General features: G+C 41.6%; 19 protein-coding genes. 12 read left to right on the top strand and 7 right to left on the bottom strand.

Features of this window, described 5'->3' with window-relative positions:
• The first annotated feature begins 924 nt into the window (after positions 1–924).
• From A4S05_RS31355 to A4S05_RS31325, 7 genes are all read left to right on the top strand, one after another.
• Positions 925–2,133 (top strand): ABC exporter membrane fusion protein, encoded by a 1,209-nt coding sequence (locus A4S05_RS31355; protein WP_069073679.1) that lies wholly within the window; start codon positions 925–927, stop codon positions 2,131–2,133.
• A 73-nt stretch (positions 2,134–2,206) separates the two neighbouring features.
• Positions 2,207–3,385 carry an ABC transporter permease DevC gene (gene devC / locus A4S05_RS31350; RefSeq protein ID WP_069073678.1) on the top strand — a complete coding sequence of 393 codons (1,179 nt, stop codon included), beginning with the start codon at positions 2,207–2,209 and terminating at the stop codon, positions 3,383–3,385.
• Positions 3,386–3,528: 143 nt separating this feature from the next.
• On the top strand, positions 3,529–4,533 hold the full coding sequence (locus A4S05_RS31345) for an NAD-dependent epimerase/dehydratase family protein (RefSeq protein ID WP_069073677.1): 1,005 nt from the start codon (positions 3,529–3,531) through the stop codon (positions 4,531–4,533).
• A 207-nt stretch (positions 4,534–4,740) separates the two neighbouring features.
• Positions 4,741–5,724, top strand: coding sequence for a glycosyltransferase family 2 protein (locus tag A4S05_RS31340; protein WP_069073676.1), 984 nt, complete (start codon positions 4,741–4,743; stop codon positions 5,722–5,724).
• Between the two features lie 78 nt (positions 5,725–5,802).
• A complete protein-coding gene (locus tag A4S05_RS31335; RefSeq protein ID WP_069073675.1) occupies positions 5,803–6,270 on the top strand; it encodes a DUF2141 domain-containing protein in 468 nt (155 codons plus the stop codon).
• Between the two features lie 193 nt (positions 6,271–6,463).
• Positions 6,464–7,723: a glycosyltransferase family 2 protein gene (locus A4S05_RS31330; protein ID WP_069073674.1), complete on the top strand. Its 1,260-nt coding sequence runs from the start codon at positions 6,464–6,466 to the stop codon at positions 7,721–7,723.
• 410 nt (positions 7,724–8,133) lie between these two features.
• Positions 8,134–9,411: a glycosyltransferase gene (locus tag A4S05_RS31325; protein ID WP_069073673.1), complete on the top strand. Its 1,278-nt coding sequence runs from the start codon at positions 8,134–8,136 to the stop codon at positions 9,409–9,411.
• A gap of 158 nt (positions 9,412–9,569) precedes the next feature.
• Here the strand turns inward: A4S05_RS31325 and prmA are convergent, their stop codons facing one another.
• Together prmA and serA are read right to left on the bottom strand one after the other, a co-directional pair.
• Complete coding sequence (gene prmA, locus A4S05_RS31320) at positions 9,570–10,490, bottom strand: 50S ribosomal protein L11 methyltransferase (protein ID WP_069073672.1); 921 nt, start codon at positions 10,488–10,490, stop codon at positions 9,570–9,572.
• Between the two features lie 122 nt (positions 10,491–10,612).
• Positions 10,613–12,193, bottom strand: a complete 1,581-nt coding sequence (gene serA, locus A4S05_RS31315; protein WP_069073671.1) for a phosphoglycerate dehydrogenase — start codon at positions 12,191–12,193, stop codon at positions 10,613–10,615.
• Positions 12,194–12,619: 426 nt separating this feature from the next.
• Between serA and A4S05_RS31310 the strand changes: the two genes are divergently transcribed.
• On the top strand, positions 12,620–13,360 hold the full coding sequence (locus tag A4S05_RS31310; protein ID WP_069073670.1) for a Uma2 family endonuclease: 741 nt from the start codon (positions 12,620–12,622) through the stop codon (positions 13,358–13,360).
• Positions 13,361–13,468: 108 nt separating this feature from the next.
• Here A4S05_RS31310 and A4S05_RS31305 read toward each other — a convergent pair whose 3' ends face one another.
• Positions 13,469–14,323, bottom strand: coding sequence for an HIT family protein (locus tag A4S05_RS31305; RefSeq protein ID WP_069073669.1), 855 nt, complete (start codon positions 14,321–14,323; stop codon positions 13,469–13,471).
• Between the two features lie 176 nt (positions 14,324–14,499).
• Positions 14,500–15,261 (bottom strand): Uma2 family endonuclease, encoded by a 762-nt coding sequence (locus tag A4S05_RS31300; RefSeq protein WP_069073668.1) that lies wholly within the window; start codon positions 15,259–15,261, stop codon positions 14,500–14,502.
• A 118-nt stretch (positions 15,262–15,379) separates the two neighbouring features.
• Between A4S05_RS31300 and A4S05_RS31295 the strand changes: the two genes are divergently transcribed.
• Positions 15,380–17,062, top strand: coding sequence for a mechanosensitive ion channel family protein (locus A4S05_RS31295; RefSeq protein WP_069073667.1), 1,683 nt, complete (start codon positions 15,380–15,382; stop codon positions 17,060–17,062).
• Positions 17,063–17,250: 188 nt separating this feature from the next.
• Here A4S05_RS31295 and glgB read toward each other — a convergent pair whose 3' ends face one another.
• On the bottom strand, positions 17,251–19,542 hold the full coding sequence (gene glgB / locus A4S05_RS31290) for a 1,4-alpha-glucan branching enzyme (protein ID WP_084227335.1): 2,292 nt from the start codon (positions 19,540–19,542) through the stop codon (positions 17,251–17,253).
• A gap of 191 nt (positions 19,543–19,733) precedes the next feature.
• Positions 19,734–20,066, bottom strand: coding sequence for a hypothetical protein (locus A4S05_RS31285; RefSeq protein ID WP_069073682.1), 333 nt, complete (start codon positions 20,064–20,066; stop codon positions 19,734–19,736).
• Positions 20,067–20,196: 130 nt separating this feature from the next.
• On the opposite strand from A4S05_RS31285, the gene A4S05_RS40825 reads away from it, so the two are divergent.
• Positions 20,197–20,403, top strand: coding sequence for a hypothetical protein (locus A4S05_RS40825; RefSeq protein ID WP_141699856.1), 207 nt, complete (start codon positions 20,197–20,199; stop codon positions 20,401–20,403).
• A gap of 166 nt (positions 20,404–20,569) precedes the next feature.
• On the opposite strand, the gene A4S05_RS42225 is transcribed toward A4S05_RS40825, so the two are convergent.
• Entirely contained in the window at positions 20,570–20,743 is a 174-nt protein-coding gene (locus tag A4S05_RS42225; protein ID WP_176727164.1) for a hypothetical protein, read from the bottom strand.
• A gap of 480 nt (positions 20,744–21,223) precedes the next feature.
• Here A4S05_RS42225 and A4S05_RS31280 point away from each other — a divergent pair, with 480 nt between their 5' ends.
• Both A4S05_RS31280 and A4S05_RS31275 read left to right on the top strand, forming a co-directional pair.
• A complete protein-coding gene (locus A4S05_RS31280) occupies positions 21,224–21,922 on the top strand; it encodes a hypothetical protein (protein WP_069073665.1) in 699 nt (232 codons plus the stop codon).
• 193 nt (positions 21,923–22,115) lie between these two features.
• Positions 22,116–23,954 (top strand): peptidoglycan D,D-transpeptidase FtsI family protein, encoded by a 1,839-nt coding sequence (locus A4S05_RS31275; protein ID WP_069073664.1) that lies wholly within the window; start codon positions 22,116–22,118, stop codon positions 23,952–23,954.
• The last annotated feature ends 72 nt before the right edge of the window (positions 23,955–24,026 follow it).

The raw sequence follows: 24,026 nt of genomic DNA, 5'->3' as shown, positions 1-24,026 counted from the left end.
CCCCTACCCTTGAAAGCCCTTAATCCCCCCTTGCCAAGGAAATAGAAAATCTAGTTCCCTCCCCAATGCATCGGGGAAGGTTAGGGTGGGGTAAAACCTTGGGTTTTTCAGCTATTTTAGACTTGTGTATACACCGTAGCTTTTTAAGGGGCGTTAGAGGGGATCGAAAAGTGCCTAAATTCACAGCGAAACAGCAGAGTAATTCGCCTCCGCGGACTAAGAAAAATTGGGTGTTTTAAACCCACGGAGGTGGGTAAAGTCTCGTGTAGACGCGGTTTCTAACCGCCCTTTTAACGTCCGTTAACTCACCAAAGGTATCACTTCATACATTGAATTAGTAGAATCGAAAGCAATAATAATGTCTTATAGTACACAACCTTGCTAATAATAATCTGTTAGTAATATCAAATCTGCTTAATAACTAACTATCTGTTGGTATTCAATTGCTAAACAAGAGATTAGTGACAAGTAACTTTTGCAGCATCTCATCTTACTGGGATGAAATAATTTAGTGAGAGAATCAGGATTTATGCAAAGCTTTTTGGTTGACAAAAATCAAATTTTACGCCATACTTAATGACAAGTTTATCCAATTTTTAGTTCATTTTTATTAGCGCTTCGTTGTTCTTGAGAGTTAAGTTTTCTGGTTAGCGCTATTGTATTTTACGCTACTGGATTAGATGTCAAATTAGGATATAACTTAGGAAGCTTTGAAGTAACACTCCATTAATTTTCACGCCACAATAGTAACTTTGGGCGGTAGAAGCGTAGAACAATTCATATAAAACCAATTTAGATTCATCCACATTATTAAGGTAGAAACCCTAGAGGCAAAATCCTCTTGGTAATTTGCGGATGAGTCTATATCTAATCGACTAAATATAACCAGGCTATCTCCTAAAAAAGCAGAATTGGAATGAAAATATGGCAGTAAATAAAGAAAGCCGATTATTCACAAAACCCGTAGCCCGATCGCAAGTAATTTTAGCAGCTTCTCTAACTTTAGCGGCTGGATTAATCGCTTTTTATAGTTTGGTACCGTTTTGGTCTAAACCAAAAGTTGAGACACCACCAGCAAATTCACCAAAAGCTGCCACACCTGCAAAAGTTGCTGTGACAGCCTTGGGACGTTTGGAACCAGAAGGTGAAGTTACTTCTTTGACTGCTCCTGCTTCCAATAATGGGGTGCGAGTAGACAGACTGTTGGTGAAAGAAGGAGATGCGGTTAAAGCTGGGCAAACACTGGCCTATCTCGAAAATTATGGTCGTTCTAGAACTGCATTGCAACAGGCTTTAGACCAACTGCAAGTTGCCAAAGCTAAACTAGCGCAGGTGAAATCTGGAGGTAAAACTGGAGATATTGATGCTCAAAAGGCTGTAATTGCCCGGTTAGAGCCACAATATAAAGGGGATGTTGCAACTCAAGAGGCGACAATTGCCCGCATCCAGGCGGAAGTAGACAACGCTCAAGCCGAGAATAACCGCTATCAGCAATTATATAAACAAGGTGCGATCGCGGCTTCTGTAGCAGATAGCAAAGCTTTGCAACTAAAAACTACCCAACAGCAGCTAGCAGAAGCTCAAGCCACCCTCAAGCGAACTCAAGACACATACCAAGAACAAGTTAAGCAAGCACAAGCACAACTCACCAGTATTAGCGAAGTGCGTAGTGTAGATGTTCAAGTCGCACAAACCGAAGTCAACAGTGCAACAACATCTGTTCAACAAGCAAAAGCCGACTTGGATTTAAGTTATATAAAATCTCCCATAAATGGCAAAATTTTGAAAATTCACGCCAAAAGTGGAGAAGTAATCAACACCAACAAAGGATTTGCTGAAATCGGTAAAACATCTCAAATGTATGTGATTGCAGAGGTGTATCAAACCGATGTTCAAAAAGTGCGTGTAGGACAAAAAGCCACCATTAACAGCACTGCATTTAATGGAACATTAAAAGGAACTGTCAAAGAAATTGGTTGGCAAGTTGACAAGCAAAACATCTTCAGCATAAACCCTGGTTCAGACACAGACCGCCGAATAGTTGAAGTTAAAATTTCCATCGATAATCCCGCAGATAGTGAAAAAGTTGCTCGTTTAACTAACTTACAAGTGGATGTCGCCATTCAGATTTAGTCAATTGGCAGATGTCATTCACCAATGACAAATGACAAATGACAAATGACAAATGACAAATGAAAATAAATCCATGAATTTTAAAATTCCTTTAGGATGGCTACAGCTAGCCCAGCAAAAAGTTCGTTTACTAGTAGCTGTAGCCGGAATTGGTTTTATTGTGCTGCTAATGTTTGTGCAACTTGGTTTCCAAGATGCCCTCTATTCCAGTGCAACTGCTGTACATCAAAATCTCAAAGGAGATTTATTTTTAGTTAGTTCGCAATATAAATCTTTGACCTCAAATCAAAGTTTTTCGCGGACTCGTTTATACCAATCTTTGGGGTTTGATGGCGTTGATTCAGTTAGCCCCATGTATTTGCAATTTGCCAAACTGAAAAATCCGGCTACTAGTGAGAAATATTCAATATATGTTATTGGTTTCGATCCAGGTAGACCGGTGATGAATCTCCCAGAAGTGGAGAAAAATTTAGATAAACTCAAAATTCCCGATGTCGTGCTTTTTGACCGAGGTTCTCGCCCAGAGTTTGGCCCAATAGCTGAAAAATTTAATGCGGGAGAAACTGCACAGACAATTGAAATATTTCCCTACAGTTCATTAATTGGCTATAGAGTAAGAATTGGTGGTTTATTCACATTAGGCCCTTCCTTTGGGGTAGATGGAAATTTGCTTGTTAGTGACTCAACTTTTTTGAGGATAAATCCCAATACTCGTCCAGCAGATATGATTGATGTCGGTTTGATTTCCCTCAAACCTGGTGCTAATGCCGAAAAAGTACTAAAAAATTTGCAAGCAAGTTTGCCTAATGATGTCCAAGTTTTTACCCGCCAAGGCTTCATTGATTTTGAGAAACAATACTGGGCTGTCAGAACACCCATTGGTTTTATTCTTAACTTGATGTTGACAATGGCTGCGGTTGTTGGGGTGGTTATTGTTTATCAAATTCTTTACAGCAATATTGCTACACAGTTCGTTGCATACGCCACTTTAAAAGCCATTGGTTATGCCAATAGCTACTTATTAAATGTGGTATTTCAACAAGCTTTGATTTTAGCAATCTTAGGTTATATCCCAGGATTTATTACTTCTGTTTTGTTATATAGCTTTGCGGCAGAAGCAACTAAACTACCAATAATGATGACCACTAATAATGCAGTGATTGTCTTAACTTCCACAGTTTTAATGTGCATAACATCAGGAGCGCTTGCGATCAACAAACTCCGCTCCGCAGATCCGGGAGATATTTTCTAACCAAAACAACTTGTTAAAGATAAGCAAGTTCATAGTAAGGATTTTAGTCCTTGTTTTATAAGCACTAAAGTCCTTACTACAAACTATCAAAACTAGCACTTTTCTTTTAATCAAAAATCCAAAATTGGTATAACCTTTACTATATGAACCTCAACAACAAAACCCTCCTAATTACTGGAATTAATGAATTTGTCGGTTTGCGTACAGCCGAGTTAGCCATAGCCCAGGGAATGAAGGTTCGGGGACTACAAAGTTCTACAGAACAGAACAAACAATTACAGAATTTAGGTGTAGAGGTAATTATTGGTAGTATTACCGATTCTACTATTGCTCAAAAGGCTTGTCAGGGAGTAGATATAGTTTTACATACAGAGCAAATTGCCGAAGAAGCTGGTGCAATTAAGCATTTTCGTGAAGTCAATGTTGGTGGTACTGTCAACATGGCTAAAGCCGCTAAACAGGCTGGGGTCAAAACATTTGTGCATCTATCCAGTGTGATGGTTTACGGTTTCAACTATCCTGATGGTGTTACAGAATCCGGGCCACTTTCTGGCGAAAATAATCCTTACTGTCAAACGAAAATAGAAGCTGAAACAGCAGTCTTAGAACTGAATAATCCCTCAGATTTGGGTATCATTGTTATTCGAGCCGGCGATGTTTACGGCCCAGGAAGTATTCCCTGGATAGTCAGACCAATTCTGATGATGCGCCAAAAGTTATTTGCCTGTGCCAATGATGCTAAAGGAGTTATCAATCACGTATATATAGATAATCTGATTAATGGCATCTTTCTGGCGATAGAAAAAGAAACCTACGGTGAAATATTTAATATCACCGACGGACAAGAAACTTCGTGGAAAGAGTATTTTATGCGTTTAGCAGCAATGGAAGATTTACAAGCACCTCTTTCATTATCGAAAGACGAAATCAAGTTGTTTCTAAAGTTACGCGTTCAAGGACAAAAACTTTTTCGGAAAAAAGTTGATATCTTACCAGAGTCTATAGATTTTATGACTCGTCCCTACGCTTGTTCTATTGTCAAAGCACAAAACCTGTTAAATTATAAACCAGCAATTGACCTCGAAGAAGGAATGCAGCGAACACATGAATGGCTGCAAAAAACAGATATTCAAAGCTTGATGAAATAATCCTCAGATTTTTGAGAATTCAGGAGCCAGGAGTCAGAATTCAGAATGATTACAAAATAACGAAGCTAGAGTACGCTTGATTTTATTGAAATTATTAAGCTTGCTATCAAAGTATTCTGAATTCTGAATTCTTCCGTTGCATCTGCCTAACAATTATCTGCAATTAAGCATAAAATAATCCACAGATTTTCCGAATACTTGTTTTCTATGAGTAGTAATCAGCCACGATTAAGCATCGGATTACCTGTATACAATGGTGAAAAATTTATCAAAGCAGCCATAGATTCACTCTTGGATCAGACCTTTGAAGATTTTGAATTAATTATTTCAGATAATGCATCTACAGATAAAACTGAGGAAATTTGTAGAGCTTACGCCGAACAAGACAAACGCATCTGTTACTACCGTAATGACAAGAATATAGGTTGCGCTCGTAACTTTAATCGCGTCTTTCAATTGTCTTCGGGTGAGTATTTTAAATGGGCAGCCTATGATGATCTACATTCTCCAGATTTTATCAAGAAGTGTGTTGAGGTGCTTGACCAAGATCCTAGCATAATCTTGTGTCACTCCCAGGCATATTTCATTGATGAACAGGGGAATTATCTCCAAAATTACAATATCAAACTCAAGGCAGATGCACTAAAACCACACGAGCGTTTTCACGAATTGCTGATCAAACATTTATGTTATCAATGCTATGGAGTAATTCGCGCCAGTGCCCTGAGAATGATACCACAGATGGGTGGTTATGGTAATGCAGATGGAATTCTCTTGTTAAGGCTTGGTCTTCTTGGTCGGTTTTATGAAATCCCTGAATACCTGTTTTTTCCCAGAAGCCATCCACAACAATCAATGAGTATGTTCTTTCCTAATTACTTGCTGTTTGCTGACAAAAATGACAAATCATTATTGAGTACAATGCCTGATTATTATGCATATTCAGTGTGGTTTGATTCAGCAAAGAAAGGACAAATTTTATTACCACATTGGAGAATAATCTGGGAGTATATACTTTCCATTTGGCTTAGTCCCCTGAGTTTGAATGAACGGCTGTGTTGTCATATAAGTCTACATCAGCAGTTAAAAGGAACAGAATATCTTTTGCTGAAAGATTTGCTAATAGCACTGCAAAGACTATGGAAAGGTTCGCAACCTCTATCAATGCAAGAACAGCAAGTCACACTTTAAACAAATCAGTTCAGAAATAAAAGCTGCGATCGCCAGCTTTTTCGCAGTTCAAAATCACCTATTATTCACTACAAAATCATGCTGAAACTATCTCAACTATCTCATGTTTTGCTTGCTACTTTAGTGAGCCTCAGCTTTGCTAAAACAGTGAATGCAGAGCCAACAACAACACTAAGTGTTGTTGTAAATGGAATACGTCACCAAAAAGGTGAGGTTTGCTTCAGAGTTTACGCAAGTGAAAAAGGATTTCCGATGAGTAGTACTAGTGAAGCTCAAAGTGGCTGCGCTAAGATTACTGGCAATTCTGTAACAAAAGAATTTTCCGGCTTGAAGCCTGGAACTTATGCTGTCGCCGTAGTTGATGATCAAAATGGCGATCGCAAACTCAATAAAGACTTTTTCGGTATTCCCACAGAAGGTTTTGGTATTTCCAAAAATCCAACTGTGTCCATACAAACAGGTACACCAAAATTTCGTGATGCCAGTTTTGTTGTAAACAAAAATACAACTGTCAATATCATCATGAAATATTCGCTGGATTCGTAAAGGGAGTGGGGACTGGGGACTGGGAACTGGGGACTGGGGACTGAGGACTGGGGACTGGCAACTGGGAACTGGCTTTCTAGAAGATATTTATGATTCCCAATCCCCAATCCCTAATCCCTAATCCCCATTCCCCAATCCCTAATCCCCAATCCCCAATCCCCAATCCCTCATTCTGTCGGAGACTAAAAAATTAATGGAAGATTTGGCAATATTTCTGTCTAAGTCTTTGACAGGTTGGTTGTTTATTCAGGTGTGTTTCACGCTTGTCTTTATATGGTATCTGCGCTCATCTAAAAAAAACTTATTACCAGATGATCAGTTACCCAAAACCGCAGTGATTCTTTGCTTACGCGGAGCCGATCCGTTTTTGCCTCGATGTTTGCGATCGCTCCTAAATCAAAACTATCCACAGTATGATTTAAAATTAATCGTTGATAGTCACGAAGATCCCGCTTGGAAAATTGCCAGTGAAACCATCACAGAGCAAGAAGCGACCAACGTTCAAATTAGCTCTTTGAGAATAGTACGCAACAATTGTAGTCTCAAATGTAGCTCTTTAATCCAAGCTGTCGGTGAGTTGGATGATTCTTACAAGGTGGTTGCCTTAGTAGATGCTGATACTATAGTCCATGTGAATTGGCTTAGAGAATTAGTCAGTCCTTTAAGGGATGCGAAAGTAGGGGCGACAACAGGTAATCGTTGGTATGTACCTACAGGTAGGTATTGGGGATCTTTAGTGCGCTACGCCGGTAATGTATCCACAGTAGTGCAAATGTTTATCTTCCAAATCCCTTGGGGTGGGACTTTGGCTGTGAAAACAGAAGTGCTTCGCCAAACAGAACTACTTGATAAGTGGGGACAAGCTTTAGGCGAAGATTTTATGATGCACGACATCCTCAAAAAACAGGGGTTGCAAATAAAGTTTGTGCCTTCGCTGCTGACAGTAAATCGTGAAGAGACTGATTTATTCAACTTAATAGATTATCTCAAGCGCCTCATTCTTTATTCTCGACTCTATCACCCACGTTGGTTAGCTTTAGTTAGTGAGGCTGTTTCTAGCATTTTGTTTCCGACTACAGTTATCATCTTAGTTCTAGAGTCGTTGTTACAGGCAAAATGGGAAGCTGCGGCTCTCTTGTTAGGCTGCTATGGAGTCTATACTGTCGGATTACTCTTGATCATGCTCGTGTTGGAATTAGAGATACAGCGAGTGATTCGCTCTAATGACCAGGCGATCGCAAAATTATCAGTTGCTACAATCATCAAAATGTTGATTGCGATTCCCTTGACGCAGTGGGTTTATGGGTTAGCAATGCTATCATCCCTGTGGACATCAACAGTCACCTGGCGCGGTGTCAGCTATCGGGTTCAAGGGCCCTGGAATGTCCGGCTAATTGAATATCGCCCTTATCAATGGTTAGATCAGCCTATTGATAGCAAGGTTTCTCTTTGAACTAAATCGCTAAATATGAACTAGGGTATGAAAGTTATTACACTAAACATTCCCTAGTCTTCAAATTATATTATCTTATATTTAGTAGAAATATATTAGCTATAACCCTTGTCAGAATACACGCTTTCTCTTATTGATTAGCAAAATGTATTTGCATTAATGGCAAGGGTTTAGACAAATATATTAAGGGGAATTTTGACTTAGTAATTTGGATGTTTTGATAGTTTAAATCCAGGTTTATAAACATCCACTTCAAAATCGACAATTTCGGCTATTTGACAATGCGTAAATCCTTAGTCTAACTGTATTGGTGGGAATTCCTGAATCAAATTATCAGGATGTTCATGAAACATAAGCTGCGTAAATCCTAAATTCAAAACCAGCATTTTCGTGAAATATTCCCTTTTTTTATGACTAAGCAAAAACTTCGCATTGCACTATTTACAGGGTTGTACGCTCCTTTCTTGACTGGAGTTTCAGTCGCAGTTCACCAACGGGTTCGTTGGTTGCTAGAGCAAGGACATGAGGTTTTTTTAATCCATCCACAAATCAACGATCGCTACCCCAAAAATGTTGGCGATCGCCCTATGGCAGGTTTAGAGGAAATTCAGTCTTTTCCCAATTTCTCTGCTTACGCATTCCCTACAGAACCACTGGTATTCTATAAGTCTCTTCCTCAACCATTGAGCTATCGTCATTGGAGTGATACCAAGTTGCTGGAGAAATTCAAACCCGACATTATCGTGGTTGAAGAAGCAGCCCAAATGAGAGGTTTATACTCATTTTTCTTGCAAGGTTATGGTCGCCCGATTGGCACTCAATACGCAAAACGAACAGGCACGCCAATAATATCACTCTTTCATACTGATATTGTTGCATATATCAAATATTACTTTGGGGATAAATTCTTTAACTTGGTTCGTCCCATCGTTCCTGTTTTAGTCAAGCAATTTAGTGAGTCTTATGACTTCAATTACTTTTCTTCTAAAGAACAACTCACTAAATACGAAGAACTGAAATGCCAACGCGCTGAATACGTCGCTTATCAAGGCATCGATTGCGAAAAATTTCACCCACGAAACATTTGTTACAACCCAATTCCTAATGATCACCGCCCGACTCTTTTGTTTGTCGGACGGATCACACCCGAAAAGAATGTCAACCAACTGCTTGATATATTTCCAGTCATAGCTGCCAAAATTCCTGATGTGCATCTGGTGATTGTTGGTAGTGGCCCGCTAGATGAAGAGATCCGGGAGCGTGCCAAAAAGTTTGGATCGGGTGTTACTGTATGGGGCGAGTCCCACGGTACAGAACTTTTAGGTTGGTTTGCTAGAGCGGATGTTTTTGTCAACCCCTCTGTGACCGAGAACTTCTGCACTACAAATAACGAAGCACTAGCCTCTGGAACCCCTCTGGTTGCCGTTGTTGCACCGTCAACCTCAGAACAAGTATCTCCTGGTCATAACGGCTTTCTTGCCCAACCCAACAACCCCACAGACTTCGCCCAAAAGGTGATTGCAATTCTAGAAAATCCCGACTTGAAAGCAGATATGACTCGGCACGCTCGCCCTTCTATACTCGAATTTGATTGGTCGGCATGTATGCAAAAATTTGAAGAAAAACTCTACCAAATCGTTGAAGGATCACAGAAGGTGGAGGTAAGTACAGGCAGTATAAGACGATAACGATAACAAATAGCGATCGCTAGTATCTAGAGTACTGGCGATCGCTATTTGTTAAAGGTAGCCAAACTTCCGCCACAGTGTACTAGTAGTCTGTCAACAAATAATTGATGGATAAATTACCTGTAGAGACGGCGATTTATCGCGTCTCTCTAACTGGGTTAAGAACGACGTACATTTAAGCAACACCATTCTTTTCGTTTCCACAGAGTAGCGACAACCCAACCATTTTGTTCTAAGGCGTCAGCAACAGCTTTAGATTGTTCTAGTAAAATACCACTGAAGATCGCCCAAGTTTCAGGTTTTGCGATCGCACTCATTTCTGGAATTAATTCAATAATTACATGAGCCAAAATATTGCAAACGATACCATCAACTGGTTTCTCAATTAGTTTTGCCAAAACGTCTACACTTCCTAGTGCAGGTAGTAAACGTTCTGGGCTAATGTCGTTCAGCGCACCATTACTGATAGTTGATTGCACTGCCAAAGGGTCATTATCTACTGCATAGACTTTCTCTGCTCCCAGTAGCAGCGCCCCAATGGAAAGGATACCTGAACCACAGCCAATATCCGCAATTACTAGATGTTCATGTTTGCCACCAGTACCCACAAAGGACTGAGGAACTTCACTGAGCCGCATTTCCAGGGATTCCAAACATAGCTGAGTGGTGGCATGGTTGCCAGTACCAAATGCTACACCAGGATCGAGAAGAATTACTAACCGTTCGGTTGTTTCTGGTAATGGCAGCCACGCGGGGTTAATTAGGAAGCGATCGCCTATTTCCTGCGGATGCCAATATTGTTTCCAGCTAGTCGCCCAATCTTCCTCATCAATTAATTGCCATTGTAGGGAAGGAGACGAAACTCCTACACAGAGGGCATCTTGACGCAGCCACAGCGACAGGGCCGCCAAATCTAGTAGTTGTGTTTGAATTGTCGGCAAATAAGCCCTTACTAAAGATGAATCTCCTTTATTTTCACTAGCTGTACCACGACAGCCAAAATCTTCCAGTCGCCAAAAGATCGATTCTTCCAGGTCTGGCTCACATAAAATATTTAATTCCCACCAGGTGTTTGCCATACAATTTTAGATTTTAGATTTTAGATTTTAGATTGGGGAGTAGGTAATGGTTAATGACCAATGGGAAAAACAATGAGCAATTAGCCATTACCAATCCAAAATCCAAAATCCAAAATCCAAAATTAGAGAGTTACCGTATACGCATCCCGAATACCAGGGACTTTAATAATCTCATCCAAAATGCCCTCTGGTAAAGGGTCATCTATACTCAGAGCCATGACGGCATCGCCACGGACGATTTTACGACCTACTTGCATACTGGCAATATTCACATTAAAACTGCCGAGTAGAGAACCGAGTTTGCCGATAATCCCCGGCATATCGCGGTGTAGGGTAAACAACATATATTTGCTGGGTGGGACGTTAATTGGGAAACCATCAACGTCAGTGAGGTGGATTTCCCGCTCACCCAACAAAGCGCCTGTGACAGAATGAGTACCTAAAGTACCCGTGGCTTCTAGATGCAATGTGCCAGCATAGTCTCGAATGGAAGCATCGCGGGTTTCAATTACCCGAATTCCGCGTTCTTTGGCTTCTATGCTGGCATTTACGTAATTTACCCGTTCCCGCAAAGCTTGGTAAAGTAGTCCTTTGAGGGCGGCTACGATCAAAGGCTGACTTTTGTTGGTAGCGAGTTCCCCTTGTAGTCGAATATTGAGTACTTCCACCCGTCCGCCGGCTAGCTGTCCTACTAGATTACCTAGAGTTTCTGCTAGTTGCATATAGGGCTTGAGTTCTTCCAACACATCGGGGCCGAGTCCGGGAATGTTTACGGCTGAACGTGCTGGTAGTCCTAAAAGGACATCGCGAATTTGTTCGGCAACATCAATGGCCACATTCACTTGAGCTTCCGTGGTAGAGGCTCCCAAGTGGGGGGTGAGGATAACTTCCTTTCCTAGCGATCGCAATTCAGATTCACCCAGTGGTTCTGACTCGAACACATCCAAAGCTGCACCACCGATTTTACCCGCTTTTATAGCTGCTGCTAAAGCTACTTCATCAATGATCCCGCCACGAGCGCAGTTAATAATCCGGGCTGTGGGTTTCATTTTTGCCAGAGTTGTGGCATTGATTAAGTGGGTAGTTTCTGGGGTTTTCGGGATGTGGAGGGTGATGTAGTCTGCTTGCTGGAAGAGTAAATCTAGTTCCACCAACTGACAGCCAATTTGTTCGGCTCGTTCTGTAGAAATAAAAGGGTCATAAGCAAGGAGTTTCATCCCCATTGTCTTAGCTACAGCTGCAACATGGGAGCCAATTTTACCCAAACCGACAACACCGAGAGTTTTTTTGTAGACTTCCGCGCCAACAAAACTATTGCGATCCCACGCACCGCGTTTCACCGAAGCGTTAGCATCAGGGATGTGGCGAGACAAAGCCAAAATCATTGCTAGCGCGTGTTCAGCCGCAGCAATTGTATTTCCCTCTGGAGAATTGACTACCACAATTCCCCGACGTGTGGCAGCGGGAACATCCACATTATCCACACCCACACCAGCACGACCGATGATTTTTAGCTGAGTGCCGGCATCAATGATTTCTTGAGTGACGCGCGTACCAGAGCGAATCATCAGCGCGTCATACTCACCAATAATTGCGATCAGTTCCGCTGGTTTTAGACCTAGTTTGACATCAACGGTTGCAACTTGCGAAAGAATGTCAATTCCAGCTTGGTCAATCGAATCAGAGACAAGAACCTTAGACATGATTACTTCATTTAAAGCTACAGGTTTTGCTGCACAAGACTTTTTAGTTTAGTCTTTATCTGTCGCAATTCAGCAAAAATTATTCGTTTGAATATCGACTTAACTTTAACTTACACTACGTGCTGATAGTATCGAAGCGTGAGTGTGCTCCTGCTGGGTACTGCCTCCTAAGTTTTTGAACATGAGTTGGCTGTTTGCACCACCCTGTTGCTAAATATAAAGCATGAATAGCACCAAGCACCTAATATATTTATTAATGTCCGCAGTCGCTTACCTCTACGAGTGATTCTCCAAATCAAAGACGCTCTTTCGCGTAGCGTGTCGTAGACAAGACTCGCTATCGGATTGCTATGGTGACATCGCTAGCCCAGAAATCGCTATAATTCTGGTGAGCCAAATATCCTTTGAGTTTTGGGGAAACCAGCCATGTTAGAGTACAACTTGCCAAGGTACTTGCCCTCAGCCGAGGAACTGCCAGACTCAGATGAAATGCCTGTGGATAATGAACTGCAAGAATTAATACCAGGCTTACTAAAGGCGATCCTGCTGATACTTTGGTCAGAACGCATGGATTGGCTCTTTGCCATAGATATGGGTATTTATTATCACCCTGATAAACCGCCCATTGTGCCAGATGGGTTTTTGAGCTTAGGGGTAGAGCGGTTTTATGATGAAGAACTGCGTCCCAGTTATGTACTGTGGGATGAAGATGTTGTACCGATTTTCGTGCTAGAAGTAGTTTCCCAAAATTATCGCAAAGAATACACTACTAAGTTGAATGAATATGAGGCTTTAGGTGTACTTTATTACGTGATTTATTCCTCTCGTCGCCGCCGCAAACCACATCTGGAAGTACATAAGTTAGTCAATGGTAAGTATGAATTGCAAGAGGGAAATCCCGTTTGGCTACCAGAGATTGGCTTAGGAATTGGTTGCGAAAGGGGAAATTATTGTGGTGTAACGCGGGAATGGATGTATTGGTATGATGAGCAAGGAAAACGGTATCTCACGCCCGCAGAACAAGTAAAACAAGAGACACAACGCGCTCAACAAGAGACACAACGCGCTCAACAAGAAGCACAACGCGCTCAACAAGCAGAACTACGGGTGCAACAATTGACAGAACAATTAAGAGCGCTGGGAATAGATCCAGATAATCTGGGTTAACTGAAATATTTTGTAATATTTTTAATAAGATTCAAAAAACTGAGTTTTTCAGATTTATGCATTTGTCATAAATCAAGATTTACTACTAAAAGCTGTCAGTAAAAAAAACTATTGCTTTTTAGGAATAACGTTCCTGATTCCACTTTTAGCGCCAACAGTATCACCTTTGTAGCGAGGGATGATATGAATACTGGCGTGCATAATATTTTGTCCAGCGGCTCGATTGATGTTCATTCCTATATTAAAACCATCAGGTTCAAATTCTGCTTTAAGAATTTCTTGTACCTTGTTCACCATAAACCAGCAAGCAGATTGCTCTTTCAATGGTAATTCAAAATAACTGCTAACATGACGTTTGGGAATAACCAAAACATGTCCCTTACTGATTGGATAGCCATCAAAAATAGCATAAGCTGTTGCTGATTCCGTTAAGAGGTTCAGATTTTTATGGGGATTACAGAATATACAATAATTAGATGAATTACGCTGGTGATTATAGTGGACATACTCATACACTTCCCGATTTTCATCTAAGCAAACTGAAGGGAAGGGAAGTTTGACAATACATTGATATGTTGGCTTTTTGTGGACATAATGTTCTCGAAATCCTTCCCTCTTGATATCCCTTCTTACAGCATAATAAGCTTTACCTCCTGGTTTTAATAAATGTGATACTTCCATAAGAACATTAGTTTGTTCTTCAGTAAATAAAACATTTAAAACATAAAAGCAAATTATGGTATCAAATTTATTATCAGGATATTCTGGAAAATAATAAGGGTCATAGCCTGTAATATCAAAACCTTTTTGGCGCAATATTTTAACATCATTACCAAAGCCACAACCGAAGTCTAGTATTTTGCCTTGTAAAAGGTTTTGATTTAACAAAAACTGTGCCGGAAATGACAGATAACTTCTTTCGATCGCAGTGAGATGGCTGAACTGATTTTTTTGCTGTTTCATGGAATTTTGGTGCTGATGTCCCAAAATTATTATTCCCAGCATCCCTTGAGTTTATGCGATGTCTACGATGGTCACTGACTTGTACTGAGCGCAGCCGAAGTAGCTTGCCTTACCCATCCGGGGAAGCAAGCTACGCGCAGCGTCTCGTAGAGAAGTGTGGGCTACACCGGCTACACCTATGCATCAGGGTCAACACCTAGCTCACGTAACTTAGCTGCTAATATATCAGCACGTTGGCTTTCCTGTTGGGCACGTTGGCGTTCCTGTTGGGCGCGTTGGCGTTCCTGTTCGGCTTGTTCACTGCTCCACAACAGCAAATTTCCTTCTCTATCCCACCAGCGCAGCCAATTCATGGTTTGACATAATCTTTCACCTTGCCAAATTCCGAGAAATAACTCTAACTCAGGAATCCAGTAACGTCCATTGCTATCTGCTTGCTGCAAAGTATATTGTCCATTTAGCAAGCACCGTATTTCTAGACTGGGTTCGTAAGGGTCATAGGTTACGTAGGTTGGAACTTGGAGAATCTTTTCGTAATAATAGAGTTTACCGTAGGGTGGACTTGAGCGGACTGATAGTTCTCCACCTTCTGTGTCTGAAAGAAATTCCATCACCACAGCTACCGCAGCACCTTCTAAATTGGGGGTATAGCTGCGACGAACTACATTTGTTCCCACAGACTGCACTTGAGGTACGTAAAACCAGTCTGGTGCTTTGACAACGATTTTTTTGTTGACTGTGGCTACAAGTCCAAAATTAGAGCCAATCAGCATTTGAGGTTGGATGCGTCCTGTGTTTCCCAAAGCATCGGTAAGCGCAGCAGCGATCGCGGGTTGTTGAATATTTTCCACTGGATCGTCAGGTAAAATGAAGTCGGCTGGAAGTGCTTCCCAAGTAACAATTGGTTCTTTTTGGATGGGGTTAACTTGTAGAACCATAAAAGTACTCCTAATATCCATGCACAGTATATTAATGCGATGTGCGACCTAATATTATAATTAAAAACACTAACAATTTTATTTTATAAAAAAAGTTTCCTTATAAAAACATGATATTATGAATAGCTTTCATCACTTTCGGAAAGCCATTGCCATCCTGGTAATTGTCTTCATGATGATTGGATGGCTGTTAACTACTGAAATGTTGGTGCAAGCTCAATCAAGACCAACTGCTCATATTACAGTAGATGGTCGTCAGTTATTTGAACTTTCGGAAGCAGGACAATTTAGCGCGGAAAATCGTGCTGGTGATGCCAACTTAATTTTAAGAGAAGCAGTCCGTTCTTCAGGTGGTGTGAAGGTAGAGATTGTAGAAACTAATCAATTACCTGTAATTCTGGTAAATAATCGTCACCTATTAACGGTGACTCAACAAGATACTTTCACTGGGAGAACAAAACAGGAACAAGCAGAAATTTGGGCGCAACGAATTAGAGAAGCAGTTGAACAAGGTCAAGAAGAACGCAGATTAGATTATTTTTGGCGGGCAATATTAGTAGTAGTTTTATCTGTATTAAGCGCGATCGCACTCCATTTTATTTTGGGTTGGGTTTGGCGCTATTGGTTACGGCGACTGGTTCCTAGAGAAGCTAATCACCCAGAAACGGGAGCGCAACCCAAAGGAATCGAGCTATTTTTACAATTGACGCTGGTTATGGTGCGATCGCTACTGTGGATAGGAATAGCTATCTACATTACCGACTTATTCCCCTTAACGCGAGAATGGAGCAGAAGCATTGCCAATATTCTCTGGATGAGCTTAACTTCTCCAGTGATTACTATTGGTGAAAGTTCTTATTCAGTCATCAATATAATTATATTCATCAGCTTACTTTTTGGAGTATTAGCGATTGCTGGAACTTTAACTAATCTGCTGCGATCGCGCGTATTACGCATGACAAATGTTAGCCGTGGTGTACAAGAATCAATTGCCATTGCTATCTATTACAGTCTAATTTTTATCGGGACAGTTTTATTACTACAAATTTGGGGTTTAGACATCAGTTCTTTAGCAATAGTAGCCAGTGTCTTTGGTGTAGCGATCGGCTTTGGCTTGCAGGGAGTTGCTAAAGAATTGGTAAGCGGTTTTGTAATTACTTTTGAACGCGCTATTGAAATTGGCGACTTTGTGCAAGTTGGCGAGTTTATGGGAACAGTAGAGCGTTTAAATGCTCGCAGCACTTACCTCCGCACCTTAGATGATATCGTAGTGATTGTGCCAAATTCCCGTTTTTTAGATACAGAAGTAGTCAATTGGAACCATCAGACTTCAGCATGTCGTCTAGTATTACCAATACGAGTTGCTTATGGTGTGAGTATCAATATTATACGGTCTGCATTATTAGAAGTAGCGCTGAAAAATACTGATATTTTAAAAAAACCACATCCTACTGTTTGGTTTCAAGGATATGGTGAAGATTTTTTAAATTTTCAGTTATTAGTTTGGATTTCTAAACCCCGCAAGCAGTTTCAAATTAAGAGTGACTTATATTTTCAGATTGATGAAATTCTCAGACAAAAAAACATCAATATTCCCTTCCCCCAACGCTCCCTACATTTGCGTACTGGTAGTTTACCCTTAGAACTTTCACCACAATTAGAAAATTCATTATCACAACTTTCTGAAGGTTTAATTAATTTGTTAAAAAGCCAGTTACAGAAAGACAGTGCAAATGCTGCTAATAATTCATCCGCAAAAACTCAAAGTGATACCAATTTGAAAAAAGAATGCGATAAATAGACCATTTGTAGAGACGCGATTCATCGCGTCTTTACCCAAAGATGTATTGCAATCATTAATTGAATTGGTATGAAAAATCCGATTCAGAGTAAATTGATGGTTATTGGGAAAAAGTAGCCATTGGCTACCCTTTTCTCCCCCTTTAAAAAGAAATAGTATTAAGGGTGGGCGATGCCCCACCCAAAGTGTTATCCCATCATCTCAGCAGTCTTCTTCTTATCCAACTTGAGAATCAACACACCCAAAGGTGGCAAACACAAATCTAGCGAATAAGGACGACTGTGCAAAGACCAATCATCTGTCCACTTACCGCCTAAGTTGCCCATATTGCTGCCGCCATATTGACGCGCATCACTATTAAACAACTCGGTATAAAATCCCTTTTGCGGTACACCGATGCGGTAGTGAGAATGGGGTTGCGGTGTAAAATTACAAACTACGATCGCAAAATCATCAGAATCCTTGTCGCGACGCATGAAGGAAACTACACTATGGCGGTTATCGCTACAATCAATCCATTCAAACCCAGGTTCCGCAAAATCTTGGGTGTACAAAACTGGTTCAGAACGGTAGAGATGGTTCAATTCCCGGAAAAATGTTTTTAACTGTTGGTGGGCTTCATGCTGCAATAAATGCCACTCCAAATCAGCCCAAGCATTCCACTCACTCCATTGCCCAAACTCCATGCTCATAAACATGGTTTTCTTGCCTGGGTGAGCAAACATATAGCTAAATAAACAACGGATATTCGCTAACTTCTGCCATGTATCCCCCGGCATTTTACCAATAATATTGCTCTTACCATGCACGACTTCATCGTGAGACAGAGCCAGCATGAAGTTCTCGCTGTGGTTGTACCACATACTAAAGGTGATATTGTTTTGGTGGAACTGCCGGAACCAAGGGTCCATGCTGAAGTAATCCAGCATATCGTGCATCCAGCCCATATCCCACTTCAAGTTAAAGCCCAGTCCGCCTGTATAAGTAGGCCAAGATACCATTGGCCAGGAAGTGGATTCTTCCGCAATTGAGAGAATACCAGGGAAATAGCTAAAGATAATGTGATTTACCTGACGCAGAAAATCTGCTGCTTCTAGGTTTTCTCTGCCACCGTATTGGTTGGGCAGCCATTCTCCTGGTTCGCGGCAATAGTCGTTATAGAGCATCGAGGCAACAGCATCGACCCGAATCCCATCAATGTGGTACTTGTCGAACCAGAAGAGGGCATTAGCGGCGAGGAAATTACTAACTTCATGGCGACCGTAGTTGAACACTAAAGTACCCCATCCTTTGTGTTCGCCTTTGCGCGGGTCAGCATGTTCGTACAGGTGGCTACCATCAAAGAAAGCTAAACCATGTCCATCTTTGGGGAAGTGGCCAGGAACCCAATCCACAATTACCCCTAGATCATTTTCGTGACATTTGTCAACAAAATACATGAAATCTTCGGGTTTGCCAAAACGCGAGGTAGGGGCATAGTAACCAGTTACTTGATAACCCCAAGAACCATCAAAAGGATGCTCCGCAATGGGCAGCATTTCTATGTGGGTGTATCCTAATTCTTTGACATAAGGAATAAGTCGGTCAGCTAGTTCTCGGTAGGTAAGGAAGCGTGCGCCCGGTTTCAGTTCCGAAACGACAACTACAGGTTCCGTTTCACCATTGGGGAGTTTAGCTGGTTCTGCGCTCGATGCGTGTAACCAAGAGCCTAAATGCACTTCGTAAACTGAAACTGGCTGAGTTAGCGGGTCAGTACGACGCCGCTTTTCCATCCAGTCTTCATCACTCCAACTGTAAGTATCTAAATCAGTGACAATGGATGCCGTTTTTGGGCGGGGTTCCTGTTGGAAACCGTAAGGATCAGATTTTTCGTAAATGTGTCCTTCAAAATTTTTGATTTCATATTTGTAATGCTCTCCCACACCGATTTCAGGAATAAACAATTCCCAAATTCCGGTGGGGCCTTTACGCATCTGGTGTTTGCGTCCATCCCAGAGATTAAAATCTCCCAACAATGAAACATTACGAGCGTTAGGTGCCCAAACGGCAAAATAAACGCCTTTAACGCCGTCTATTTCCGTGGGGTGCGCTCCCAGTTTTTCATATATCCGGTGATGGTTGCCTTCACCAAACAAATGCAAGTCAAAGTCTGTCAAGCGGGGAGAACGGAAAGCGTAAGGGTCATAGATAACACGCTCATGTTCTCCTTCTTTAATCCGTAACTGGTAGTTTGCCAGTTCGGCAGTTTCAATGGTGCATTCAAAAAAGTGGGGATGATGCACTGTTTGCATTGGGTATTCTTTACGTTGTTCAGGAAGAACGACCCATGCTGCACTTGCATTTGGTAAGTAGGCCCGCACAGCCCAGACAGTTTTGCCGTCTTGTTCTATGGGATGAGAACCTAGTATTTCAAAGGGATCGTTATGCTGATTCCAAACGATGCTGTTAACCTGTTCAGGGGCGATCGTGGTCATGGACATGAAGCTACCTAAGTGAAATAACGTGATTGACTAAATCTACTTTTTTAATATCTATATATATTCTTTACATTTATTTGCAATTTTGTCGCCACCGTTATCCTACATCAGAATGGGGACTGGGGACTGGGGACTGGGGATTGGGGAATGGGGATTGGGGGAAAGCTCTTGATTTTTGAAACTGGAGTAATTTATTAAAAATTTAAAAAGGGGAAAAACTGAAACAATGTTTTACGTAAGCGAAGCAAGAAAATCTGATCCCGAATGTTGGGGTCTAGTTTCGGTGGCGGGACTTCTTGCAGCTGGGCTTGCAATTGGATATATTCGGCAGCTGTTAGGAATTTTCCATCAATAGGCGATCGCGCTTCTATGATAATCTTTGTCCGTAATATCTCTTCTGGCGTATCGTCTGGTGGCGGTAATGCTATTACTGCTGATCCCCAATAGCTACTTAATACAACTAATATTCCACTAGTTACAATTAAAATAAGTAATTTTACTGCATTTATCGCTCTAAATCTCCCCATCTCCTGAACTGCGTTCACAACGCAGGATGAAAATCTATTTTTCCCATATCCCATGCCCAAATTTTCCCAATAATAAAAATCTGGCAATATCAAGTGATATTACCAGGTCTTTCCTGATAAAAAATAGACTATGGGGAATACTCAAGAGCAATTGCCAGCGATCGCAATCAATTGTTTTTCCCTCTCAAAGCTCAGTAGTCTAAGCAATTCTAAATACCCAATGAGGGAAGTATTTTGCCTACAAAATGCCTTAAATTCACATCACTCAACTTCCTTGGGCTGGGAAGAAGGTTTGATCTGGGAAGAACTAACGGCGGACACTTGGTTGAGGATGTAACCCTCTTTACCAGTGTCCTTGACTTACTCCCCTACTTAGCTGATATTTGAGCAAACTCTAGGCTCTGGGACACCAACATAAAAATGCTGGTTTTTGTGGGAGCCTAATTAATTCAAGCTATGTAGTGAGGAACGCTTTCGCTAAATTCGCTAAAGTTTAAGATGCCTTATTTAGGAGTAGCTGCGGGTGTAGCTGGGGGAGTAGCTGCGGGAGGTGCATCAGTTGGTTCACCTGTAGCAGCGGGAGTGCTAGTACCAGTCCCACCGCCACCACCTTCACAGGCTCCGAGAATCGCAGCCAGACTTAACATTAAAGCAAAACCAAAGATTTTTGTTTTCATAACTCCTCTTTCACCAATTGTGGCTAGAACAATTTTTCGCCTGTTGAATACGATACCGTATTTATTGCTTTTTTTTTAATGTTACAAGATTACATATTTAAAAAAACAATCCTTTGGGGTATTCTCTTTGGGATTGTATATCCTACAGCCATCTGATTAGTTTCTCTGAACTCAGGAGAAAGACGAAAATTACCAAATTTAATAGTTAACCGAGCTATCATAGCAAAAAATTTTAGTTTTTTTTCATGGAGTATTGCACCTTGCTACTCGACGTTGCCATACTTTAGGTGCAATACCTAAGAGGTAGGCTGTCCAGTTTATAATCGCTGATTGGAAACATTGGTGCAGCTACCTATCAGAACAGTTAAAAGGGTGTAGTCTGTTATGTGTGCTTGTTGCACCGAAGGTGATTGTAACCTCAGCAAAAAAAGACAATTTAGACAATCAATCTAAAGTACAGTATTTTCTCTAAAAAAATTTATGGTAGTTGCTCGTAAATCTGCTGTTTCTACAAGAGGTAATCGGTTTTGGCAAAATTCTATCCTTTCTTTAGGAAGGCGACGCTCTGCGCCTAATGACTCAGCAACACAGAGCGCTTCTACATCAGCTACTCAAGCCCCACCAGTATCCTCTCAAAGACAACGGCGTTCCTCAAAAAATTTAGCGGTTTCTCCTAAAAATGAGGCAGTTATGCCCAAATCGGTGAAAAAGTTGGGTAAACAACAAGTGCCAAATCTCTATGAGCAGTCGAGTACCAAGCAGAAGAGTTCGGGGGTAGGTTTTCTTCGCTTACCCACAATACCTAATTCTGGAGCGACACCTGGGTGGTTGCTGCGCTTGTACACCTTTCACCGTTATTCGTCAGTTTTGGCGTTCTTGTTAGTAGCATCGACACTTGCTGTTTATGGCTGGACAGTATATTCCCAAGAGCTTTGGAGTCAGTCATATCGAAGACTGCAAAAGCTCCAACGTCATGAGCGAATGCTAACGACAACTAATGCGACGCTGACAAATAAAATGGCTGATGAAGCAGAAAAACCAACAGCAGGGCTGGTTTCACCAACTCCTCAAGGGATGATTTTCTTGCCTCCAGCATCTCTAAGTCCTAAGCCAGAATCGTCTAACACAACGCCAAGTTCTGAAACGAAACAGCAAACACTCTCACCACTGGGATACTAATCGTAATTCGTAATCGCGAAGATTGTGCTTCAAAGAGATGAAAAACGCTGCAATTTGAGTTTCCACCTCTTGTATCTGTAGCTTGATTTTGGAGAATTGGTAAAAGGTTAAGAGTCATTATTCATTTGTCATTAGTGATTAGGACTCAGATTTGTGGCAAATGACAAAAGACAAATGACAAAGGACGAACCCAATGCAGAAGTCACCAAGCAAAACAAAATTTAGAAAGTTTCGGAATTCAGCTTTTACAAGGCGACAAAAGGGTTATAGACAAGGGATTTTGGGAAGATTAGCCTCTAAGATCCAAGACCAAACATCCACCACCAAGTCTCGAATGTTCATAGTCTGGGGCGTATTAATGGCAGCCGGGTTGGGGTTGGGTATCAAATTGTATAATCTCCAAATTGTCAAGGGGCCAAAGTTAACTGAGCAGGCACGCAGCCAGCAAATGTTGAATTTGCGACCTTTTATGCCGCGTCGCCCGGTGGTAGATCGCAATAGTAATCTGTTGGCGATTGACCGCCCTGTGTATACTTTGTACGCTCATCCCAAGCTGTTTGATAAGTCTAATGAGGATATAGCAGAGCGACTTGCCCCAATATTGGCAAAAGATACTGCTGAATTGGTAAAAACTTTTCAAAGCAAAAAAAGCGGAATTATACTTGCCCCAGCCATACCAGAAGAAATGATCGATCGCGTCATTTCTTTGCGCTTAAATGGCCTGGAGTGGATTCAAAAATACTCTCGATTTTACCCGCCAGACGATTTGGTTGCTGATGTGGTGGGCTATGTGAATATTGACCGCCGTGGTCAAGCAGGTGTGGAATACTCTCAAGAGAAGTTGCTAGAACGTCCTGTGCAAACAGTGCGGCTCAGTCGGTCGGGTGATGGCTCAGTGATGCCGGATCATGCCCCTGAAGGTTTTTTGCATTTTGATGATTTGCGATTGCAACTCACTATTGATAGTCGTCTGCAACGAATTGCCCGCGTTGCGCTCAAACAACAGATGGATAAGTTTAATGCCAAACGTGGGGCGGTAATTGTCATGGATGCGTTGGATGGTTCCTTACTCGCCCTCGTTTCTCAACCTACTTATAACCCTAATGAATATGGTAAAGCTAATATCTCCCTATTTAAAAACTGGACGGTAGCGGATCTTTATGAACCGGGATCGACTTTTAAGCCTTTGAATGTGGCGATCGCTCTGGAAAATGGTGTGATCAAAGCCGATGATGTGTTTAATGACTCCGGTTCTATTCGAGTGGCTAATTACACCATCAAAAATGCGATGAACAATGGTTATGGGCAAATCAACATTGCCCAAATCCTCCAAAATTCTAGCAACATTGGCATGGTGAAAATTATCCAACGCTTAAAGCCTTCAATCTATTACAACTGGCTAGAACGCTTGGGGCTAGGACAAAAAGTTGATACAGATTTACCTTTTGAAGCTAGCGGTCGGCTCAAAAGTCAAGAAGAATTTATCGCTTCGCCAATTGAACCAGCTACTACTTCTTTTGGGCAAGGTTTTTCTATGACACCGTTACAGCTAGTGCAAATGCACGGTGCTTTAGCCAATGGCGGTAAGTTGGTAACACCCCATGTAGTCCAAGGGTTGATTGATACCAAAGGGCAGATGCATGATTCACCCAATCGCACTATACCACGCCAAATTTTCTCAGCCGCAACAGCCCAAAAGGTTGTGGAAATGATGGAAACTGTTGTTACTGACGGCAGCGGGAAGGCTTCACAAATTCCCGGATATCGGATTGCTGGTAAAACCGGTACAGCCCAAAAAGCTAGTCCTTCTGGCGGCTACATCAAGGGTGCTAGAATGACCAGCTTTGTGGCTATTTTACCGGTGGAATCTCCTCGCTATGTAGTGTTCGCACTGGTGGATGAGCCAAAAGGAGAAAGTGCTTATGGTTCTACTGTCGCTGCGCCAATTGTGAAGTCGGTGATCGAAGCGCTGATTCCTCTTGAAGAGATTCCGCCAAGTAAGGCGATTGAGCAACGGACGGAAACGCCGTAGGGAGTAGGGATTGGGGATTGGGGACTGGGGACTGGGGAATGGGGACTAGTCCTTCTCTTCTAAACTTAATTT

The sequence above is a fragment of the Nostoc sp. KVJ20 genome, assembly GCF_001712795.1.
GTDB lineage: Bacteria > Cyanobacteriota > Cyanobacteriia > Cyanobacteriales > Nostocaceae > Nostoc.
This window is presented reverse-complemented; position numbering and strand designations above follow the sequence as displayed.